The following is a 22,346-nucleotide window of genomic DNA, read 5'->3' on the forward strand; positions in this document are numbered from 1 at the left end:
TACTTATTCTTTTATCAATTTAGTATTTATAAAACCTTGATCTGTATTTATTTTCACAAAGTATATCCCTTTTGATAAAGTATTAATATCAACTAGATTACTCTTTGTTTTTATGATACTTTTACCTACTAAATTGTAAATTTCAATAGATTTTAAGGTTAAACCATTAGTTAATGAAACTTCAAAATTTGTACTTGCTGGGTTTGGATAGATAGCAATATTTTCTTTTAAAAAGTTTTCTGTTGATAAAACTGTTTTAGGACAATAAGTATTATAACTTGCTGTGCTGTCTTTTTTCCAGTTTGTATTTCCTTCTGCATCCAATATATCATCAACTTGAATACAACTTAAATTAGGATTCCCTGTTGCATCCAATGTAATAATGCTAGAATTTGAATTATTATTAAGATTTAAATAAGTTAATCTATTATTAGAAACAATAAGCTCTGTGATACTTGTAATTTCTGTAATGTCTATTTCTTCTATTAAATTATTAGCAACATTTAATTTTTTAATTCCGTTAGAATTTCTAGAAAATGTTCTTTTTTCTCCTGTAATTCTAGAACTAACTACAACTGTTGGGCTAGTTAATAAACTACTAATATCTGTAATACTATTCCCAGAAATATTTATACTAGCAGCGTTAGAAAATGCTTCTAAACCTGTAGCATCAGTAATATTTTGTCCACTTAAATCTAAATCACCAGTAAATGATTGTGCTTCTTCATAAGTAATAACTCCATCTCCATCATCATCTAAACCAGCAATGGAATTTAATGAGCTTTCTAAATTAGTGTCTTCTGTATACACTTCCCAAACAGAATCACAATCTGTACTATAAGTTGCTGTTGCATCTTTATTTAACCAATTATCATTAGCATAAGTAACATTATCAACAGAAATACACGTTAAATTTTCGTTTCCTGTAATATCAAAATTTGTAATTGCTGTGTTATTTCCGTTTCTTAAAACGGCTCTTTCTAAAAGGTTATTATTGATAATTAAGGATGTTAAACTTGTATTTTTATTAATATCAATATTTACAATTTTATTGTCGTTGGCAACTAATTCAGTTAAAAGTACGTTTTTAGATAAGTTGATACTCGTAAATTCGTTTTCGTTCATCAACAAGCTTGTTAAACTTGTATTTTTAGAAATATCTAAAGACGTAATTTTTGTTTTAAAGACATCTATTCTTTCTAATAAAACATTTTTAGAAACATCTAAACTTGTTATATCTGTTTCTCCTAATCGAATATCATATAACTTAGGATTATTGGTAATGTCTAAAGTTGTTATTTGAGTATCAGAAACATATAATCTTTGTAGTTTTGGCAACATACTAACATCTATTGTTGTTATTGCAGTTTGCCATAAATGGATTCTATTTAATTCTAAATTATATGAAAAATCTATTGCTGATAAATTAAAATTCCAGTCTAACTGTAATTCTTCTAAATTAGTATTTGTGGCTAAATCTATAGCTGTTAACTCGTTTATATTTAACCAAATTTTCTTTAAATTAATATTTTTTGATACATCAATAGAAGCAATTTTATTATCATAAGCAAATAAATTTTCTAAGTTAGTAAGCATAGAAACATCTAAACTTGATAAATTATTGTTACTTATATTTATAGTCTGTAATACTGTATTATTAGATAAATCTAGATTTGTTAAACTATTTTCATCTATACTTAACCAAGTAAGTTTTGTGTTTTTTGATAAATCTACAGTTGTTAAATTATTATTACTAACATCTAGACCTGTAATATTTATAAAAGCTTCAATTCCTGTTAAGTCAGATATATTTAAACTTTCTCCTTTATCAATATCTTGATGTATTGCCTCTGCTTCAGATACTTGAATTTCATTATCTCCATTTGTATTTATAAAAGTATCAGCCAATAAAGCTGCTTTCATATTAACATCTGGTATGTAAACAACTGCCTCATTACAATTTGTTTTAAAAATGGTTTGAGCGTCTTTTTGAGTCCAGTTTGTTGTTGAATAGGCAACATCATCAACCTGAATGCAAGTTAAATTTGGATTATTTGAAGCATCAAAATATGTTGAATTGCTATTATTACCATTTTTTACATTTAATGATGTTAGTAAATTATCATTACAACTAAAGGAAAGTAAATTGATGTTATTAGAAACATCTAACTCTGTTAATTTATTATTTGCAGTTCTAAAATCGCTTAAATCTGGCAACAAACTTACATCTATACTTGGCAATAAATTATTGTAAATATCTATTCTCACTAATTTTGTATTTGATGACAAATCAATACTAGACAACTGATTACCTGAAGCATATAACCAATTTAACTCTGTATTATTTGATATATCTAAACTCGTTAACTGATTTTCATGTACAAATAAATCTTTTAAATTTAATAGCATTGAAACATCTACAGCTGTAAACTGATTTCGCATAATTCCAAAACGTACTAAAGCAGTATTATTAGAAACATCTATTGTAGTTAATTGGTTATCATTTAAAAATAAATTAGTAAGTGATGTGTTTTGAGATAAATCTACAGAAGTAATTTCATTATAAGCAGCCTCAATAGACACTAAATTAGACATTGCTTCAATACCTGTTAAATTTGTTATTTTATCTATGGCGTCTACAGTTTTTGATAATTTTAAGCTATCAATTACCTGTGCTTCAGATAAAAGGATATTTCCATTTAGTCCATTAGTATCCCAGCCTAAATCTATTAAATTTTGTTCAAAATTGGTATCTGGAATTTCTACATAAGGAGAAGAGCAATCTGTAGAAAAAAAAGATTGTTCATCTATATTAGTCCAGTTTGTATTAGAAAAATCAACATCATCAACCTGAATACAAGTTAAATCAGGATTGTTTGTAGCATCAAAATTGGTAAAGTTTATATTGTTACCATTTTTAATATTTAGAGCTATTAATAAATTATCATTACAAGTAAAATCATGTAAATTTAGGTGTGTAGAAACATCTATTGTATCTAATTTATTATTATTTAAATACAATTCTTCTAATAAGGTGTTTTTAGAAATATCTACAGTTGTTAGGTTATTTTGACCTAATAAAAGTTGTGTTAGTTTTATGTTTTTAGAAACATCTACATTGTCTACATTACAATTGGTTAAATCGATTCTAGTTAATTCAGTATTATTAGAAAAGTCATAAGTTGGTATTGTTGGGTTACCATTTGATCTAAAATCGTATAATTTTAAATTTTTAGAAATATCTATGGTTGATAAATTGGTTTCAGAAACATACAACCTTTCTAAATTATCTAAATGAGTAACATCTAAAGTAGAAATTGCAGTTTTCCATAAATGGATTCTATATAAATTTAAATTATTAGATAGGTCTATGGCAGCTAAATTATAGTTCCAATCTAATTCTAATTCCTCTAAATTGGTGTTTTTAGAAATATCTAAAGTACTGATGTTATTTATATTTAACCATAACTTTTTTAATGCTAAATTATTAGTTACATCTATTTCAGATATTTGATTTATACCTGCATACAGCGTTTCTAAACTTGTTAAAGATGAAATATCTAAGGCTGTTAGTTGATTGTTATCTATACTTAAAAAATTTAGTTTTGTATTGTTAGATAAATCCACAGAAGTTAAGTTATTATTTCTAACAATTAAAGCTGATACATTTTTAAAAGACTCTATACCAGTTAAACTATCAATATTTAAAGCCTCTAAAGTTATATTTCCAGTTACAGCTTCTGCTTCTGTAACCTGAATTTCTGTATCTCCATTTGTATTTATAGTATTATCTGCAACTAAAGCAGTTTTCATATTATAATCAGTAAAATTTACAGTTGCAGGGATAGCACAATCTGTATTAAAAATAGATTGTGAATCTTTACTTGTCCAATTTGTATTAGAAAAAGCAACATCATCAACCTGAATACAAGTTAAATCTGTATTATTGGTAGCATCAAAATAGGTGAAATTAGAATTATTACCATTCTTTACATTCAACACTTCTAAATCATTACTATTTGCATTAAACGCAAATAATTTACTGTTATTAGAAATATCTAAATGCGTTAATTGATTATTAGCTACCCTTAAATCTTCTAAATCTACTAACATAGAAACATCTATAGTTGTTAGTAAATTATTATAGATGTCTATTCTTTTTAGTTTTGTGTTATTCGATAAATTTATTGTTGATAACTGATTATTAATTGCATACAACCATTCTAACTCTTTGTTATTTGTAATATCTAAACTTGTTATTAGATTTTCAAACACAAATAAATCTACCAAATTAACCAACATAGATACATCTATTTCAGTAATTTGATTTCTCATAAACCCAAATCGTTTTAATGCTAAATTCTTAGAAACATCAATACTTGTTAATAAATTATCGTTTAAAAACAAATTACTTAAAAGTTCGTTTTTTGATAAATCTACTGAAGAAAGTTCATTAACTCCTGCTTCTAAAGAAACCAAATTAACCATAGCCTCTATACCTTCTAAACTTTTAATTTTAGCGGTAACATTTGGTAATTTAGTATTGTTTAATGGGTCTTGAATATCTAAACTGTCTATAAGAACAGCATCACTCTCTAATAGAGAACCATTTAATCCATCAGTATCCCATCCTAAATCTATTAAGGATTGTTCAAAATTTGTATCTGTAATTAAAACATTTTGAGAAATAAGATGATTACTCAAAAACAAGAATACTATAATAAAAAGTAATTTTATTTTCATTATTAATAGTTTATAGTTAATAAATTTGTAAAAATTGAAATTTAACTTCAAATATTAACAAATAAATAATTAAAAACAATACCTACTTCTAGGTATTTTTTAATGAAAAAAAACTATTATTTACGTTCTAACTCAAAATTTGTTCTGTATGAGCTTTAGTTTTTACTTTAGTAATTACATCTTCAATAACTCCATTTTCATCAATAATAAAAGTAGTTCTATGAATACCATCATATTCTCTACCCATAAATTTCTTTGGTCCCCAAACATTAAAAGCTTCTATAACAGCTTTATCCTCGTCTGTTAATAAAGGAAAAGGTAATTCATTTTTATTGATAAAATTTTGCTGTCTTTTTGCAGAATCTGCACTTACACCTAAAACATCATAACCTTTAGCTAAAAAAGTTTGATAATTGTCTCTTAAATCACAAGCTTCGTTTGTACAACCAGGTGTACTTGCCTTTGGATAAAAGAATAATACTAATTTTTTACCTGAATAATCTGATAATTTAATTGTGTTACCTGCATTATCTTTTGCTTCAAATTGTGGAGCTTTATCTCCTATTTTTAATGATGTCATTTTGTTTTTATTTAAGTACCAAAGATACAAAGTAACAAAGTATTTTAAAGTCTTAAAAATAAGGTTTCAATTATTACTTTGTACCTTTGGTACTATTATACTTTGTAACTCAAAAAAATGACCAAACAAGAAAAAGTTCAATTTGTAATTGATACACTTCAAGAATTTTATCCAGAAATACCAATTCCTTTAGATCATAAAGATCCTTATACACTTTTGGTTGCTGTTTTGTTATCTGCACAATGTACAGATGTTAGAGTAAATAAAATAACGCCTTTGTTGTTCGCTAAAGCTGATAATCCTTTTGATATGATTAAAATGTCTGTGGATGAAATTAAGGAAATTATTCGTCCTTGTGGATTATCACCAATGAAATCGAAAGGAATTTATGGTTTATCAAAAATACTGATTGAAAAATATAATGGAGAAGTTCCTGAATCTTTTGAAGGTTTGGAAGAATTACCAGCTGTTGGGCACAAAACAGCAAGTGTAGTTATGAGTCAGGCTTTTGGTGTACCAGCTTTTCCTGTTGATACACATATTCACAGATTAATGTACAGATGGAATTTAACAAACGGAAAAAATGTAAATCAAACTGAAAAAGATGCAAAACGTTTGTTTCCAAGAGAGTTATGGAACGATTTACATTTGCAAATTATTTGGTATGGTCGTGAGTATTCTCCTGCTCGTGGTTGGAATTTAGATAAAGACATTATTACAAAAACAATAGGTAGAAAAACAGTTTTAGACGATTATTATAAAGCAAAAAAATAAACATATATTGCACTAATTTCTCTAAATATTTTGACACGGATTTCACAGATTTACACTGATTTTTGTGGAAATAATTACACAGAGATTCACAGAGAAAGATGTTATATATAAACAAAATATAGATTATTTTACACAAAACAACCTTAAAATTCCAATGAAAATTTTAAGGTTGTTTTGTGTAAAAAGTAGAGTATTTTTTCCTTTGGGGAATTAAAGGGGCTATTAATGAGGTATAGCTTTACCAATTAAAGTATTACCTTTAATAATTTCGAAAGTATCGTCTACTTCTGCAGTATCATGTAAAACTCTAACCAAAGTTTGTGCAACATCATCTCTACTAATTTTTCCTTGCTTGTTTAGTTTGTGCTTTAATTCTATTTTCCCAGAGCCTTTATCATTTGTTAAAGAACCTGGCCTAACAATTGAATAGATTAAATTACTTTGTTTCAGAAATTCATCTGCATTATGCTTCGCTTCTAAATATTCTTGTAAATCATCTGCACCTTTTGGGTTATCTGCACCCATAGAACTTAACATTACAAACTTTTTAACATTCTCTTTTTCAGATTCTCTAATTAATTTCTTAGCCCCATTTTCATCAACTTCTTTAACTTTTTTACCTCCAGAACCTGCAGCAAAAATAACTTTATCAATATTTTTAACTGTATGAGAAACATCTCCTTCTAAATCTGCCAATACTGTTTGTATATTTCTTTCTATAAATTGCTTTTTTTGTTCCTCTTTACGAACCATAGCAACTGGATTAAAATACTGTGATGATTCTAATAAATTTACTATTTTTTTTCCTGTGGTACCATTGGCACCTGCTACTAATATATTTTCCATACCACAAATTTCGTTGAAAATAGAAGTATTTTTTTGCTGATATAATGTAAATTTTAGTTGATATAAAATTTAGGCATTAAAAAAAGCCTCAACATTAGTTGAAGCTTTTTCCACTCTTAATTCAAATTCAATTCAATGAAGCCTTTTGATTTGGTTTTTACAATAGTTAGCGATTTGGAAAAATTAATCAAAAATTGAACTGTTTCTTGTTTAGGTTGCATCTGAATTTCAGACGACTTTCTTGAGTAAAGTTGCATCATATATACTATTTAATAACTTGGTTATAAATAAGTAACGACACAAAATTCTCTTTATTGTTAATTTACTAAAATAATTTTATTTTTTTCTATTAATTTACGCATATTTATAAGCGCATAACGCATTCTACCTAGTGCTGTGTTAATGCTAACACCTGTATTTTCACTTATTTCTTTAAAACTCATGTCTTTATACATTCGCATTACCAAAACTTCTTTTTGTTCGTCTGGTAACTCATTTACGAGCTCTCTAACATCAGCATAAATCTGTTCTTGTATAATTTGTTTTTCTGCATTTAGATTCCCATCACCTAAAACAGAAAAAATATCAAATTCATCTGTAGTATTAAAAGCAGGCATTCTGTTTGATTTTCTAAAATAATCAATCACTAAATTATGCGCAATACGCATAACCCAAGGTAAAAACTTACCTTCTTCGTTATAATTACCTTTTTTTAAGGTTCTTATTACTTTAATAAAAGTATCTTGAAAAACATCTTCTGTAATGTCTTTATCCTTAACCTTACTATAAATAAAGCTAAAAAGCCTTTGTTGATGTCTTTTGATTAAAACACCTAAAGCTGATTCATTTCCTCTAATATAATCACTTACTAAAGTACTATCTGAAATTGTTTTTTTTTGCATCATAACTACTTTTTTGATGAACAAGTTGTTCTTCAATTTTATTATTCTAACTAATAATTTTAAAAGTAGTTTTTAACTATATGCGTCTAATTTTGTGAATATTAAGTCTTCAAATATAACTTTTATTTTTAATCCATCAAACTTTTTAACAAATTTGGCATTAATCTTTTTTTTATGTCCTTTAAAATTATGGTATTTTTATACCTTATATTTATATTGAATGAATACTGATATTTCTACTGTAAATCCGAAAGAAAACATAATCATAAAAGGAGCTAAACTCCATAATTTAAAAAATATTGATGTTGTTATACCAAGAAATAAACTAGTTGTAATTACGGGTTTATCTGGTTCTGGTAAATCTTCTTTAGCTTTTGATACATTGTATGCAGAAGGCCAAAGACGTTATGTAGAAAGTTTATCTTCTTACGCACGTCAATTTTTAGGCAAACTGCATAAGCCTAAAGTAGATTATATAAAAGGTATTGCACCTGCAATTGCTATTGAGCAAAAAGTAAATTCTACAAATCCAAGATCTACAGTAGGTACATCCACAGAAATTTACGATTATATAAAATTATTATATGCCAGAATTGGTAAAACCTACTCTCCTATTTCTGGTAAAGAAGTAAAAAAAGACACAGTTTCTGATGTTGTCAATTTTGTAAAAGAGTTTGAAGAGCGCACAAAATTATTACTCCTTGCTCCTATTACTATTGATGAAAACCGCGATTTAAAAACGGTTTTGCAGGTTTTAGAACAACAAGGTTATGCCAGATTAAAATGGAATGATTCTGTGTATAGAATATCAGATTTTCCTCAAGAGAATTATAAAAACGAAGCTGTTTTTTTAGTTGTTGATAGAATTGTAACTAAAAATGATGAAGATTTTTACAACAGATTAGCAGATGCTATACAAACTGCTTTTTTTGAAGGTAAAGGAATCTGTTTTATAGAAAACTTAGCAGACAACAAAGTTTCTGAATTTAGCAATAAGTTCGATTTAGATGGAATGTCTTTTTTAGAACCCAATACGCATTTATTTAGTTTTAACAATCCTTATGGAGCTTGCCCAACTTGCGAAGGTTATGGAAATGTAATTGGTATTGATGAAGATCTAGTAATACCAAATACGGGTTTATCTATTTTTGAAGATGCCATTTTTCCTTTTAGAACGCCTTCTTATATTCACTACAAAGAAGAATTGATTTCAGTGGCATATCAGTTTGATATTCCTATTCATAAACCTTGGTTTGAATTATCAGAAAAACAAAAAGAATTAGTTTGGAATGGTAACAAATCTTTTAATGGAATTCATCATTTCTTTTCAGTTTTAGAAGAAAAAAGTTATAAAATTCAGAATAGAGTAATGTTATCACGTTATCGTGGTAAAACGAAATGTACTACTTGTAATGGCAAACGTTTACGAAAAGAAGCAGATTATGTAAAAATCAATAAAAAAACTATTTCAGATTTGGTTTCATTACCATTAGATGAATTAGCTGTGTTTTTCAAAAACTTAAAACTAGACAAATATCAAGAGAAAATAGGAAAACGATTGTTAACAGAAATAAATAATCGATTACAGTTTTTAACAGATGTTGGTCTCTCCTATTTAACCATTAACAGAACTTCGAACACTCTTTCTGGTGGTGAGAGTCAGCGTATTAACTTGGCGACTTCTTTAGGTAGTTCATTGGTAGGTTCCATGTATATTTTAGATGAGCCAAGTATTGGTTTGCATCCAAAAGACACAGAGAGATTAATTGGAGTTTTAAAAAACCTACGAGATTTAGGGAATACAGTTGTTGTGGTTGAACACGATGAAGATATTATGAAAGAGGCTGATTATATTATAGATATTGGCCCAGAAGCAGGAACCTTTGGTGGTAATGTAGTTGCAGAAGGTACATTTAAAGAAATTTTAAAATCAGAATCGTTAACCGCAAAATATTTAAATGAAGAGTTGAAAATTGAGGTTCCTAAAAAACGAAGAACATCAAAAAATAACATTCAGATTATTGGTGCAAGAGAACATAATTTACAAAATATAGACGTTACTATTCCTTTAAATTGTTTGTCTGTTATTACAGGAGTTTCTGGATCTGGTAAAAGTACACTGATAAAGAAAATTCTATATCCATCAATGCAAAAACAGATTTCTGGTTTTGGAGATAAAATTGGGCAACATACTGAAATTAAAGGCAGTTTTGATATACTAAAACACGTAGAATTTATTGATCAAAATCCTATTGGACGTTCTTCACGTTCAAATCCTGTTACTTATATTAAGGCTTATGATGATATTAGAGCTTTATTTTCGAATCAAAAATTATCAAACATCAGAAATTACAAACCCAAACATTTCTCTTTTAATGTAGAAGGAGGACGTTGTGAAGTATGTAAAGGCGAAGGTGAAGTTACCATAGAAATGCAATTTATGGCAGATGTGCATTTAGAATGCGATGTTTGTAATGGAAAACGCTTTAAAAAAGAGGTTTTAGAAGTTAAATTTGATAATAAATCTATAGATGATATTTTAAATTTAACTATTGATGATGCTGTCGCTTTTTTCTCAGAAAATTTAGTCCCAAAAATTGCCAATAAGCTAAAACCTTTGCAAGATGTTGGTTTAGGTTATGTTACTTTAGGTCAATCCTCTTCTACACTTTCTGGTGGTGAAGCTCAGAGAATTAAATTGGCTTCGTTTTTAGTAAAAGGAAACACAAAAGACAAAGCCTTATTTATTTTTGATGAACCCACAACAGGTTTACATTTTCACGATATTAAAAAATTATTAGCCTCTTTTAATGCTTTAATTGAACGTGGGCATTCTGTAGTTGTAATTGAACACAATATTGAACTTATTAAATGTGCAGATTACATTATAGATTTAGGTTTAGATGGTGGTAAAAATGGTGGAAACCTTATTTTTCAAGGAACTCCAGAACAATTGGCAAAAAACAAATCCTCTTATACTGCTCCTTATTTGGCAGAAAAGTTGAATTTTTAGAATTAAAAAAAGACCTCGCAGGTTTTTAAAACATGTGAGGTCTGAAAATGAATACTTGTATTTCTAATTTTACTTTATTTTTCGCAAAATAATCTCAATAGCTTTATCTAATTGAGGTGTATTTTTATCTAATCGATCTTTAAAATCTTTACCTATATAAACATCTGGAGCAACTCCATTTAATTCTAAATCTTTACCATCTAAAGTGTAACAACCCCAAGAAGGTAATCTGTAAAAAGAACCATCAACCAAAGATTTACCTGATGTAAAAATAATCCATCTATAAGTTTCTGTACCTACAATGGTACCTAAACCTAATTCTTTAAAACCAGCAGCTGTCATTTCTGCATCAGAAAGAGATTGCTCATTAATAAGTAAAACAATTGGTTTATTGCCATAACTAAAATTAGACTGACTTGTTAATTTACCTTCTCTATATTTCCAGTTTAAGTATTGTTTTTGTTGTAAAAAATTTAAAACGGCATCATGTACATTTCCTCCAGTATTGTATCTCAAATCTAAAATTAATCCTTTTTTATACGCTTCATCACTCATTAAATCGTGGTAAAATTTTGTCAATTCTCCACCAGTCATATTTTTCATATGCACATAAGCAACTTCGTTATTTGTTTTTTGATCTACATACTCTTGATTTTCATCTTGCCATTCATCATAAATTAAGTTTCTTACGTTAAGATAACTAGTGGTATGAATGTAAACATCAAAATTGGTTTTATTTCTAGAGAAAGTTAATTGAATTTCATCTTTATTTTCTGGGTTTGTAAAATAAGACTCTCTGTTTTTCTTTACATCAACTTCTACTCCATTTACAGCAATTAAAACATCACCTTTATTTATTCCTTTATCTTTTACATCAACTGGACTCTCTGCAACAATTCTCTCTACTTTGTAAGGATTATCATTATTAAAAACAATACCTGTAGCTAAAGTTCTAGTTCCGTAATATATTTTTTCTTCAGCTCCATTAGAATTAAAACCAAAATGCGATGTATTTAATTCACCCAACATATCATTAAAAATTAGTCTTAAATCTGCTCTTTTAGAAACATAAGGTAAATATTTTGCATAGGTATCTCTTAATTTTTGCCAGTTCTGACCGTGAAAATTCTCATCGTAAAAATTTTCTTCCATTCCTGCCCAAGCTTCAAAATACATTTGCTCAAACTCATCAGATAAAGATTTATTAAACTTAGTATCTATTGCAATGGCTTTTAATTTATTGGTAGTTAGGTTTAAAGTATGAATTTTACCACTTGCTAAAATATAATGCTTCTTTTTTGCTGATACATATTGATAACCAAAAATACGTGTATCACCCAATTTTACAGTTTTATTATTCTCAAAAGGTGCAATCGTTGTTTTCCATAATTTACTAGTTCCTTCATCGTGATTTGAAATGTAAAGTATATCAGTTTTATCACCATTAGTAATGATAGAAATATTTCTTTGATTTCCAAATCTTGGGCTAATCCTTGTTAAACGATCCATTAACCCATTCGGATTTATAGCAACCTTAATTTCAGGCTTCTTTTTATCCTTTTTTGTAGTATCTTTTTTTGCAAATAGTTCATTTACTTTATTCATTTTAAAAGGTTTATCGAACTTATCTAAAGCCATTTGATACACTTTCGATTCTCCATTTCCTCCACTAGGAAAACTCGGAGCTGTTCTTTCTGAAGTAAAATAAATATATTTTCCGTCTGAAGACCAAGCTGGTTCTGATTCTGAAACCTTTGTATTTGTTAAATTCATGGTCTTTTTTGATGCCATATTGTACACTAAAATATCTGCTTCAAAATCTCTGTAGGCATTATACACTATGTATTTATCATCTGGAGAAAAATAAGGGTTTGCGTTATAGAATCCCCAAAGTTCATCTTTTACAACCAACTCATTTTTAAAAGTTTTTAAATCTATAATATGAATTTCATTTCTACCTGATAAGTAAACACCTTTGGTTAAATCACTATTAAAAGTAATTTGTCTGTTATTCATCTTATTTTTTGTGATTTGTTTTTTGTTTGATGTATTTGTAACATCAACCGTAAACCAATTGTAATAACCATTATAAGACCTTGAATATAGAAGCGTTTTATTGTCTTTTAACCATTTTACTTCTTGAACTGCTTCGTCTTTTTTAGTATCAATTTCTTTTATAAATTTCCCTTTTACATCCGAAACAAATAATCTTCCTCTAGATACAAAAGCTAACTTTTTACCATCAGAAGATACATCAAAAAAAGTGATATTTCCTTTCACATTATACGATTGATTTTTAGCTATTGTAGAATTTTTATTGATGTTGATTTCTAGTTTTTTAGAAGTTTTTTTAGCAACATCATACACATAAATTTGATAGTCTTTTCTAAAAACAATTTTACTTCCATTTGCGCTAACTTTGGGCCACATCATAGATGTAGAGAAGTTTGTAAGCCTTTTTTTAGTTCCGTTTTCTAATTGATACAAATTGTATTCGCCTTTATATTCATCAGACTTAAAATAAATAGCTCCATTTTTATCTATGGTAACTCCAAAATCTTTACCTCTGTAAGATGTATGTTTGGTAAATGTTTTGGTTTTAAAATTATAAGATTTTATATCTGGGTTATAATCACCTTTGTATCTTTTTCTATTTGCAAAGTTTGAACTTTCCCAAGATTCATTAAAAAAAATATCACCTGTTTTTGGGTGTTGCACTACATTGTGAATGGTATTAAAATAATGCGGAACAGTTCTTTTTGGAGTTTCACCATTTACAGAAATAGTAAAATTGGTAATTCTATTAAATCTGTTAGAAGTAAAATTAATGGTTTTACTATCCCAGTTCCAAGAAGTAACTTTATCATTACTTTGATGAAAAGTAAGCTGTTTTATTTCTCCACCATGTAAAGGCATAATATAAACATCATAATTCCCATATTGATTGCTAGAAAAAGCCAACCATTTTCCATCAGGAGAAACACTTGGATCTATTTCTGTGCCATCCATAGCTGTTAATCTAAACGCATCTCCTCCATTAGAAGAAACTTTCCATAAATCTCCTTGATAACTATAAATAACGGTACTACCATCTGGCGTTAAGGTTGGTTTTAAGGTAAAGTAAACTTCGTTGTTTTGAGAAAAAAGGGTAAAAGTTATAAAGAGAATGAATAAATTAATTAAGCGTTTCATAATGATAGTATTTGATTAGCTTTTAAATGTAAGAAATTCTGTTTTAATATAAATTTTATAGACGTTAAAATCAATTGATAACGAATTCTAATTCACCAATCACGAATTCTAAAATAGCCAAAATTTAACTTCAGTTCTAATTTACTTTTACAGTGTATTAACACTAAAAAATTAAAATTATGAACTCAATATTTAAAACATCAGTCTTTGCTACAGCATTTATTTTAACATCTAGTCTTTTTGTAAATTGTGATAAAACATCATCTGTAGTAAAAAAGGAATCATCAACATTAATTGCAGAAAACACATTAAATTTTGATGCAAAGGAAGAAGTAATCACCAGAAATCCTTTGGTTTTTATTACTGGTTATGATAAAGGCAGTGAAACGTATTACAATAATGCTAGATCTTTTTTTAAAGAAAAAAACTATCAAATTATAGAAGATCAATATTCTGTAGAAGAGATTATTAACTGGTTAAATAATAACGAAAATGAGAATCCTTATGGAGAAATTCATATTGTAAATAATAGTAATCCTTTTAAAGGAATGTCTTTAGAAACAGTCGTTAAAGGTGAAAAAGTTACTGCAGAATCTCTAAGAATGCATATTACAAAAGGTACTTTGCCAATTTTACAAGAAAGTGTAAATGCAAATTCTAAAATTATTTTTCACGCCAATGGATTAGGAGAAAATGCAGCATTAATGAAAGTTTTTAAAGATGCATTTTGTGCTGATGAATTACCAAATGTGGTAGCTTCACCTTATTACTCAATTTTTGATGGTGATTTTAGCAAACATTATTTAGCAAAACCACATTATGTGTTTTATCCTACTGCAAATTCACCAGGAAAAGTAGATTTATCAAAAGAAATAGCTAAAAAATATCCTGAAGAAAAAGACATCAATTGGTTAGAGGCTTTACAAAATGATGAAGAAAGGTTTGTTGGTGAAGCGTATACTACAAAATTTAATATTCCTTTAAAATTTGAATTGGATTACCACAATTCTGATGAAGAAGTACCAACTTTTGAATCTCAAGAAGAAATTATGGATTTTATTGAGCAACAAGAAGTCTTTTATTACGAAGTTGAACAGTTAAATATTCCGATTGAAAAATTTAGATGGACCTATTCTATGAAAAATAGCACATTAACCATTAAAGGAAAAACAACAGGTTTGGTAGTTTTAAAGCCTTTAGTTAAGCCTTATGGTGAATTGCAACACATTACACCAGATACAAATAACAAACGTTTGTATGCCATGAAATAATTGAAAAGGGAAAGTGGTTTTTAAAAAAACGTCATGATACAAAATGCTGTATCATGACGTTTAAATTAGTAAGTTTGTTTTATGTCAGTATTAAAAAAATATTTAGGAATCTTATTCTTCTTTTTTGGGTTTTGTATGACGGCTCAAAATACCATTCAAAATATTACCACAAAAGAAGGATTACCCAGTAATATGGTTTATGATATTAAACAAGACCAAATTGGGTATTTATGGATTGCTACAGAAAAAGGTTTGGTAAAATTTGATGGAGACGATTTTACACTGATTCATAAATTAAAAACAACAAATCTTTTTATTGATGAAAATGATGTAATCTATTCTGGTTTAGAAAATGGATTATTCATTAAAAATAAATCTTCAGAAAAAACATATACTTCTAAAAAAGTACTAAAAACATTGGTTTATAAAAATGATGTTTTTGTGGGTACTATAGAAGGAATCTATAGTTTAAAAAATGATAATTTAAGACCAGTTAAAATTAATTCTACAATAGATTTTTCAATTATAAATGATATTATTTATATTAATAATTCTTATTTACTATCATCAAGTAAAGGTTTAATTAAAATTGATAACATACTCAATTTTAATAATATAAATTTATTTAATAAAGAAAAAACAAATTCAATAGAGATTTTCCAAAACACAGTAATAGCAGCTACAGCAAAAAATAAGTTATTAATAATTAAACAAGATTCTATATCAAATATTATTGAAACTATAAGTGATATTTCATCTGTAAAAAAACTAAAAAATGAGCTTTGGGTAACTTCAAAAACAAACGGAATTGAAGTTTTTTCACTTCCTTCTTTTAGCTTTAAGCAAAAAATAAATAAGTACAATTCATTAGAAACAAATCAAATTAATTCCGTTTTCAAAGATGAAAAAGGTGCTAAATATATAGCATCAAATAAAGGAGTATATGTGATTCAAAACAATCTAACAACAACAACAACAACTCATAGACCTCTAATACATTTTGAAAACCTACAAATAAACCACAAAAATCAAGAATCCTTATTTGTGGTAAATAACTTAAAACTCTCAAATTCAGAAAATAACATTGCAATATCATTTAAGACTATTGATTTATCTAATCCTAAAAAAATACAATATAGATATCAATTAAATGGTAAACTTTCTTCTTGGTCAACTAATAACACTGTCAATTTCCCTAATTTAAATGCAGGTAAGTACAATTTTAAAGTACAATCAAAGATTAACACTCTAGAAAGCGATTTTAAATCCTTTTCTTTTACTATTGATGCTCCTTTTTATAAACAAGCTTGGTTTGTTTTTGCTGTTATCATTACATTTTTTGTAACATCTTACACTTTACTCCATTTCTATATTAAAAACATCAATAAAAAAAATAAAGAAAAGGTAGATCAACTAAAATTAAAAAATCGTTTACTTACTTTAGAGCAAAAAGCTCTACAATTACAAATGAATCCTCATTTTATTTTTAATGTACTAAATGGAATAAAAGCTTTAGGAAATGCTAGTAAAATAGATGAATTGAATAATAACATTTCTAAATTCTCTGTCTTATTAAGAGGTATATTAAACAATTCTAGAAAAGAAGAGATTACTTTACAAGAAGAAATAGACCTTTTAAAGAATTATATTGAACTTGAGCAAAGAATGAGTTCTAAATCATTTAGCTATTCAATTAACACACATCTAAATAACATAGATCCAGAAGAAATACTAATCCCTACAATGTTAATACAACCATTTGTAGAGAATTCAATAGAACACGCTTTCCAGAAAAACAAACAAGGTGAAATAATCATTAATTTTGAAGTAAAACATCATTTTTTACTTTGTAGTATTGTTGACAATGGAATAGGAATTAACCAATCAAAGAAGCAAAAACAGCACTCGCATCACAAATCAGTTGCTTTAAAGGTTTCCAAAGAGCGATTATATATAATTAGCACTAAAAGTAATCTAAAGATAACTGAGATTAAAGAAAATAAAGAGATTAAAGGGACAGAAGTTAATTTTAGAATCCCTTTAAAAACAGACTATTAAAACCAAATACTCCAATTATGAAAAAGTTCACATCATTTGTGGTAGATGATATTCCTGAAGCTTTAGATATGTTATCTAATGATATAGAAAGGAATCATCCAGAAATAGAAATCATAGGCACAGCTTCTAGTGTTGTTGAGGCTTCTAAACAGTTACAATCACTAGAGCCAGATTTACTTTTTCTAGACATTATGTTAGGAGATGGTACTGGTTTTGATATTTTAGAAATTGTACCTAACTTAAATACTAAGGTAATATTTGTTACTGCAAGCGATGAATATGCCATTAAAGCTTTTAAGTTTGCTGCTATCGATTATATTCTTAAACCCTACTCTATTAATGAATTAACAAATGCAATCACTAAAGCTAAAGAACAAATAAAACCTAAAAAAGAGCAATTAAGCGTTTTAAAACAGTTAGTTACACAACCTACTGAAAAACCAAAAAGACTTTCACTACACACTTCAGAAAAGATTATTATTGTTGATATTGAAAATATAGTAAGATGTAAGTCTGATAATAACTACACAACCTTCTACTTACAAGATAATACCAAAATACTTGTATCTAAAACCTTAAAGTATTACTCAGACATCTTAAAAGAGGTAAATTTCTTACGAGTTCATCAGAGTCATTTAGTAAATAAGAGTTTTATTAAGGAATTTATTAAGTCTGATGGAGGTTATTTAATATTAAATGATTCTTCTAACATCCCAGTATCAGTAAGGAAAAAGAGCGAAATTATTGCTGCTTTGAAAAAATAAATAAAACTTTTTTTAAAATAATCATTGTTTGTAGTGAATATTTACTACATTTGTGGTGTTAGTCCCTCACGCTATGAAAATTGAAGATAAAAAACGTTCTGATAGAGTAATTTCAGTATTTAATGATTCTGGATTAAACCAAAGGCAATTTGCTGAACTCATAGGAGTTTCGCAACAATTGGTAAGTGCAGTAATCAATTATACAAAGAAGCCTAATGAGGCTATTTTACTCGCTATTATTGATAAAATAAATGATATAGATCCAATGTGGTTATTAACTGGCACTGGAGGTAATAAAAAAAGCTATGCTCCTCCTGAAGCTGAATCCCCTATTGAGCTTCACATTAAAGCTATAGTTAGAAAAGAGTTTGAAGACCTTTCTAAAGATATCATTCAAAAACTATCAAATATTGAAGATTCTGTAAAGAATTCTAATTAACGAGCCCATCGTAGTTATAAAACTTACAAATCTAATTTATATTGTTCCCTAGGCAGTATTTATAAGATGACATCTTTGATATTTGGTTTTATATTAAGGTAAATCCCCTTACCCCCAAAAAAAGCTTACTTACTGTAAGCTTTTTTTTGTTTTAAATAATATTTGCAAAATACTCGTTATCAATACATTATACATAAGAGTAAAATAAATTATTATTTTTTTACCCATTTTACATTGTTTGTGGTAAAAATACACTACATTTGTAGTGTTATTATGAAAGATGAAGATAAACAACGTTCTGATAGAGTAATAAAGGTTTTTAATGATACTGGATTAAATCAAAGACAGTTTTCGGAACTCATAGGAGTTTCACAACAATTGATAAGTGCAGTAGTTAATTATACAAAAAAACCTAATGAAACTATTTTGCTTGCAATTATAGATAATATAGAAGGTATAGACCCATTATGGTTATTTAAAGGTAATGCAAAATATAAAAATAATTATGTACCCCTAAAAGTTCAATCCCCTATTGAGCAACATATAAAAAACATAGTTATGAAACAGTTTCAAGAATTATCTAAAGACATTGTTCAAAAACTATCAAATATTGAAGATTCTGTTAAGAATTCTAATTAACGAGCCCATCGTATTATTTAGAGTTTAACAAAAAACATATTGTTCCCTAGCAGTATTTTTAAAGTTAAACCTTCGATATTTGATTAAATGAAAAAGAATCAATTAAATCCACTTTACCCCTAAAAAAAGCCTATCTGTTAAGATAGGCTTTTTAATTTAATACTTCTGGGTGGAAGACCGGATTCGAACCGGCGACTTTCGGTACCACAAACCGACGCTCTAACCAACTGAGCTACAACCACCATGTAACTTGCGGGTGCAAATATAATTAATTTTTGAATTCTGAAAAGAAAAAAATTAAATTAATTTACTTAAATTTCCTACAGCCACGTAACGTTCTGATGTATAACCTTCTGCAAAATCAACACCAATTATTCTTCCAAGATCTTTTGCTCTGTAGTTTATACTTTCTGTAAAATTCTTACTTGTTATAGGTGTTTCTGGCTCATTACTTGTTGGATCAAAGAACTGAGAAGTATACGCTAAAACTGCTTTTTCTTTGATTTCCATGAAACCTGATACATCAATTACAAAATCTGGATCAATATTTTTCCATTGTATATAATGATATACCTGTTTAGGTCTCCATTTTTCTTGAAGCTTTCCTTCTACTTCTGTTTCAATTTTTATTAATCCACTTAAAAAACAAGCATCAGAAACTAATTGACTTCCTTTAGAGTGATCTATATGCCTATCATCAATTGCATTACATAACACAATTTCTGGTTGATATTTGCGAATCATTTTTATAATCTCTAATTGATGTTTCTTATCATTTATAAAGAAACCATCAGCAAAACCTAAATTTTCTCTAACAGTTACCCCTAAAATTTCAGCTGCTTTTTTTGCTTCTAAACCTCTTAATTCTGCAGAACCTCTTGTACCTAGTTCACCTCTTGTTAAGTCTACAATTCCTACTTTTTTACCCAAAAAAATTTCTTTGGCAATTGTAGCACCACTTCCTAACTCTACATCATCAGGATGAGCACCAAAGGCTAAAATATCTAATTTCATTACTAATTGTTTTAAAAATGACAAATGTACATCAAACAAAAAATATTTTTCTATTATAATTTATCACTATTAAACAAAAATAATCTTTTTAAAGCGTTTTATTTGGTTTACTAAATTTCTATTACGTTTTCTCTTTTTAAAATCTTAAAAATCGAGTGTCTTTTTTATTGATTTCATAAAAATTAAATGATTTTTGATTGTATGATAACTGTCATAAAAACGGATGTATATTGATGGTAATTTTACAATATCAAAATAAAAAATAAATTATGACTTTAATGCTGATTATTCTTGTTATTACCATTGGTTTATTTGTTTGGGGTAAATACTCTCCAGATGTAGTAGCCTTAGTTTCTATGCTAAGTTTGTTTTTGTGTGGAATCTTAAATTTAAGTGAAACTCTTAGCGGTTTTAGCAATCCTACTGTAATTATGATTGCTGCTCTTTTTATTATTGGAGAAGGTTTGTCGCAAACTGGTTGGACTGCTTTAGCTGGTAAAAAACTGATTGAGTTGGCTGGTAAAAGTGTACCTAAATTACTTGTAATTATAACTTTAGGTTCTGGTGTGTTATCTGGATTTGTTAGTAATACAGGTACAGTTGCTACTTTATTACCTGCTACAATTTCTTCTGCTTGGAGCATTGGTACAATGCCTTCTAAAATATTAATACCTGTTGCTTTTGGTTCTAATACAGGTGGTTTATTAACTTTAACAGGTACACCTCCAAATATTATTGCTAATAATGCTTTAATAGAAGCTGGTTTTGAAGGTTTTTCTTTCTTTGAATTTGCTCTAATTGGTTTACCGTTATTAATTATTGCACTAATTTATTTTAGATACTTTGGTTTTAAATTATTACCAACTAATAAAACAAATAATAAACCTATTAATATAGATTCAACTTTACACGAATGGATTGAAGCTTATCAAATTGATAACGATTATTACAGATTAAGAATCCGTTCAATATCAACTTTAATAGACACTAAATTAAGTGATTGGGATTTAGAAAATAAATACCATATTAATGTAATTCGTTTAAAAAGAAGACATCCAAATAGATTAAAAGGTACGCAACCTTATATAGAGTTTCCTGAAAATGAAACTGAGTTAAGATACCATGACATTATTACTGTTAAAGGTAATACTGAAGATATTAATAAGTTAATGATTGAATTTAATTTAGGATTATTAACCAAAGAATCTGCTAAAAGCGAATTACGTAACAACTTAATTAGTCAAGAAGTTGGTATGGCAGAAGTTTTAGTTTCTCCAAAATCTTTTTTAGTGGGTAGAAAAATGAAATTAAAAGAATATTTTAAAAGATATGACATTCAATTACTAGCAACATCTAGAAATAGAGAACCTTATTTAGAAGAAGAAATGAGAGTAAATTCTGGAGATAGTTTTATTATTAGAGGTCCTTGGGAAAATATTGAACAATTAAAAGATCAACACAAAAATATTGTAGTTGTTGGTAGCCCAGAAGAAATGTTAAAAGATGTAGATGAACTTACACCAAAATCTTTTATTGCTTTAGGTGCTTTAATTTTAATGATTGTACTTTTAGTAATAAAAGCTGTACCTGGTTCTATTGCAGCATTAATCTCTGCTGGTATTGTTTTATTTTCTGGTTGTGTACCATTTACAAAAGCCTACAAAAGTATCAGTTTTACAAGTGTAGTTATGATTGCTGCAATGATACCTATGGGTGTTGCCATTCAAAAAACAGGAACTGCAGAAATGATTTCTAATTCTTTAATTAGCTTTTTAGGAGAAGGTAACCCTACTCTATTATTAGGTGGAATTTTCTTATTAACTACAACATTTAGTCAGTTTATAAATAATTCTGCAACAGCAGTTTTAATGACGCCAATTGTAATTTTAGCTGCAGGAACTTTAAATATTTCTCCAGAACCATTATTAATTACAGTTGCAATTAGTGCATCTACAGCGTTTTTAACTCCTATAGGTACAACCACAAATGCAATGGTTATGAGTTCTGGTGATTATAAATTTATGGATTATTTAAAAGTAGGCTTTCCTCTTTTAATATTATTTATAATTACAACCTTATTATTAGTGCCAATTATCTGGCCATTTTAAGAG

The 22,346-nt window shown here is 27.7% G+C and carries 14 protein-coding genes and 1 tRNA gene; 8 read left to right on the plus strand and 7 right to left on the minus strand.

What is annotated here, in order from left to right; translation table 11 throughout:
• Window positions 1–3 precede the first annotated feature (3 nt).
• Entirely contained in the window at window positions 4–4,743 is a 4,740-nt protein-coding gene (locus tag KO506_RS13500) for a T9SS type A sorting domain-containing protein (RefSeq protein WP_215995448.1), read from the minus strand.
• A 127-nt stretch (window positions 4,744–4,870) separates the two neighbouring features.
• Window positions 4,871–5,323 carry a thioredoxin-dependent thiol peroxidase gene (gene bcp / locus KO506_RS13505; RefSeq protein ID WP_215995449.1) on the minus strand — a complete coding sequence of 151 codons (453 nt, stop codon included), beginning with the start codon at window positions 5,321–5,323 and terminating at the stop codon, window positions 4,871–4,873.
• Window positions 5,324–5,440: 117 nt separating this feature from the next.
• Between bcp and KO506_RS13510 the strand changes: the two genes are divergently transcribed.
• Window positions 5,441–6,097, plus strand: a complete 657-nt coding sequence (locus KO506_RS13510; RefSeq protein WP_215995450.1) for an endonuclease III domain-containing protein — start codon at window positions 5,441–5,443, stop codon at window positions 6,095–6,097.
• A 222-nt stretch (window positions 6,098–6,319) separates the two neighbouring features.
• Here the strand turns inward: KO506_RS13510 and KO506_RS13515 are convergent, their stop codons facing one another.
• Together KO506_RS13515 and KO506_RS13520 are read right to left on the minus strand one after the other, a co-directional pair.
• A complete protein-coding gene (locus KO506_RS13515; protein WP_215995451.1) occupies window positions 6,320–6,943 on the minus strand; it encodes an SDR family oxidoreductase in 624 nt (207 codons plus the stop codon).
• Between the two features lie 317 nt (window positions 6,944–7,260).
• Window positions 7,261–7,845 (minus strand): RNA polymerase sigma factor, encoded by a 585-nt coding sequence (locus KO506_RS13520; protein ID WP_215995688.1) that lies wholly within the window; start codon window positions 7,843–7,845, stop codon window positions 7,261–7,263.
• Window positions 7,846–8,065: 220 nt separating this feature from the next.
• On the opposite strand from KO506_RS13520, the gene uvrA reads away from it, so the two are divergent.
• Entirely contained in the window at window positions 8,066–10,858 is a 2,793-nt protein-coding gene (uvrA, locus tag KO506_RS13525; RefSeq protein WP_215995452.1) for an excinuclease ABC subunit UvrA, read from the plus strand.
• Window positions 10,859–10,927: 69 nt separating this feature from the next.
• Here uvrA and KO506_RS13530 read toward each other — a convergent pair whose 3' ends face one another.
• A complete protein-coding gene (locus KO506_RS13530) occupies window positions 10,928–14,050 on the minus strand; it encodes a S41 family peptidase (protein ID WP_215995453.1) in 3,123 nt (1,040 codons plus the stop codon).
• A 179-nt stretch (window positions 14,051–14,229) separates the two neighbouring features.
• Here KO506_RS13530 and KO506_RS13535 point away from each other — a divergent pair, with 179 nt between their 5' ends.
• From KO506_RS13535 to KO506_RS13555, 5 genes are all read left to right on the plus strand, one after another.
• The gene (locus KO506_RS13535) at window positions 14,230–15,321 is read left to right on the plus strand and encodes a hypothetical protein (RefSeq protein WP_215995454.1); all 1,092 of its coding nucleotides are present in this window, start codon (window positions 14,230–14,232) and stop codon (window positions 15,319–15,321) included.
• A gap of 81 nt (window positions 15,322–15,402) precedes the next feature.
• Entirely contained in the window at window positions 15,403–17,379 is a 1,977-nt protein-coding gene (locus KO506_RS13540; RefSeq protein WP_215995455.1) for a histidine kinase, read from the plus strand.
• 17 nt (window positions 17,380–17,396) lie between these two features.
• The gene (locus KO506_RS13545) at window positions 17,397–18,143 is read left to right on the plus strand and encodes a LytR/AlgR family response regulator transcription factor (RefSeq protein WP_215995456.1); all 747 of its coding nucleotides are present in this window, start codon (window positions 17,397–17,399) and stop codon (window positions 18,141–18,143) included.
• A gap of 55 nt (window positions 18,144–18,198) precedes the next feature.
• Window positions 18,199–18,582, plus strand: coding sequence for a helix-turn-helix domain-containing protein (locus tag KO506_RS13550; RefSeq protein WP_215995457.1), 384 nt, complete (start codon window positions 18,199–18,201; stop codon window positions 18,580–18,582).
• 273 nt (window positions 18,583–18,855) lie between these two features.
• Window positions 18,856–19,221, plus strand: a complete 366-nt coding sequence (locus KO506_RS13555) for a helix-turn-helix domain-containing protein (RefSeq protein ID WP_215995458.1) — start codon at window positions 18,856–18,858, stop codon at window positions 19,219–19,221.
• 167 nt (window positions 19,222–19,388) lie between these two features.
• On the opposite strand, the gene KO506_RS13560 is transcribed toward KO506_RS13555, so the two are convergent.
• Window positions 19,389–19,464: transfer RNA gene (locus tag KO506_RS13560), tRNA-His, on the minus strand.
• A gap of 54 nt (window positions 19,465–19,518) precedes the next feature.
• On the minus strand, window positions 19,519–20,235 hold the full coding sequence (gene bshB1 / locus KO506_RS13565; RefSeq protein WP_215995459.1) for a bacillithiol biosynthesis deacetylase BshB1: 717 nt from the start codon (window positions 20,233–20,235) through the stop codon (window positions 19,519–19,521).
• A gap of 278 nt (window positions 20,236–20,513) precedes the next feature.
• Between bshB1 and KO506_RS13570 the strand changes: the two genes are divergently transcribed.
• Window positions 20,514–22,343: an SLC13 family permease gene (locus KO506_RS13570; RefSeq protein WP_252726867.1), complete on the plus strand. Its 1,830-nt coding sequence runs from the start codon at window positions 20,514–20,516 to the stop codon at window positions 22,341–22,343.
• Window positions 22,344–22,346 lie beyond the last annotated feature (3 nt).

This window comes from Polaribacter vadi, assembly GCF_018861005.1.
GTDB classification, from domain to species: domain Bacteria; phylum Bacteroidota; class Bacteroidia; order Flavobacteriales; family Flavobacteriaceae; genus Polaribacter; species Polaribacter vadi_A.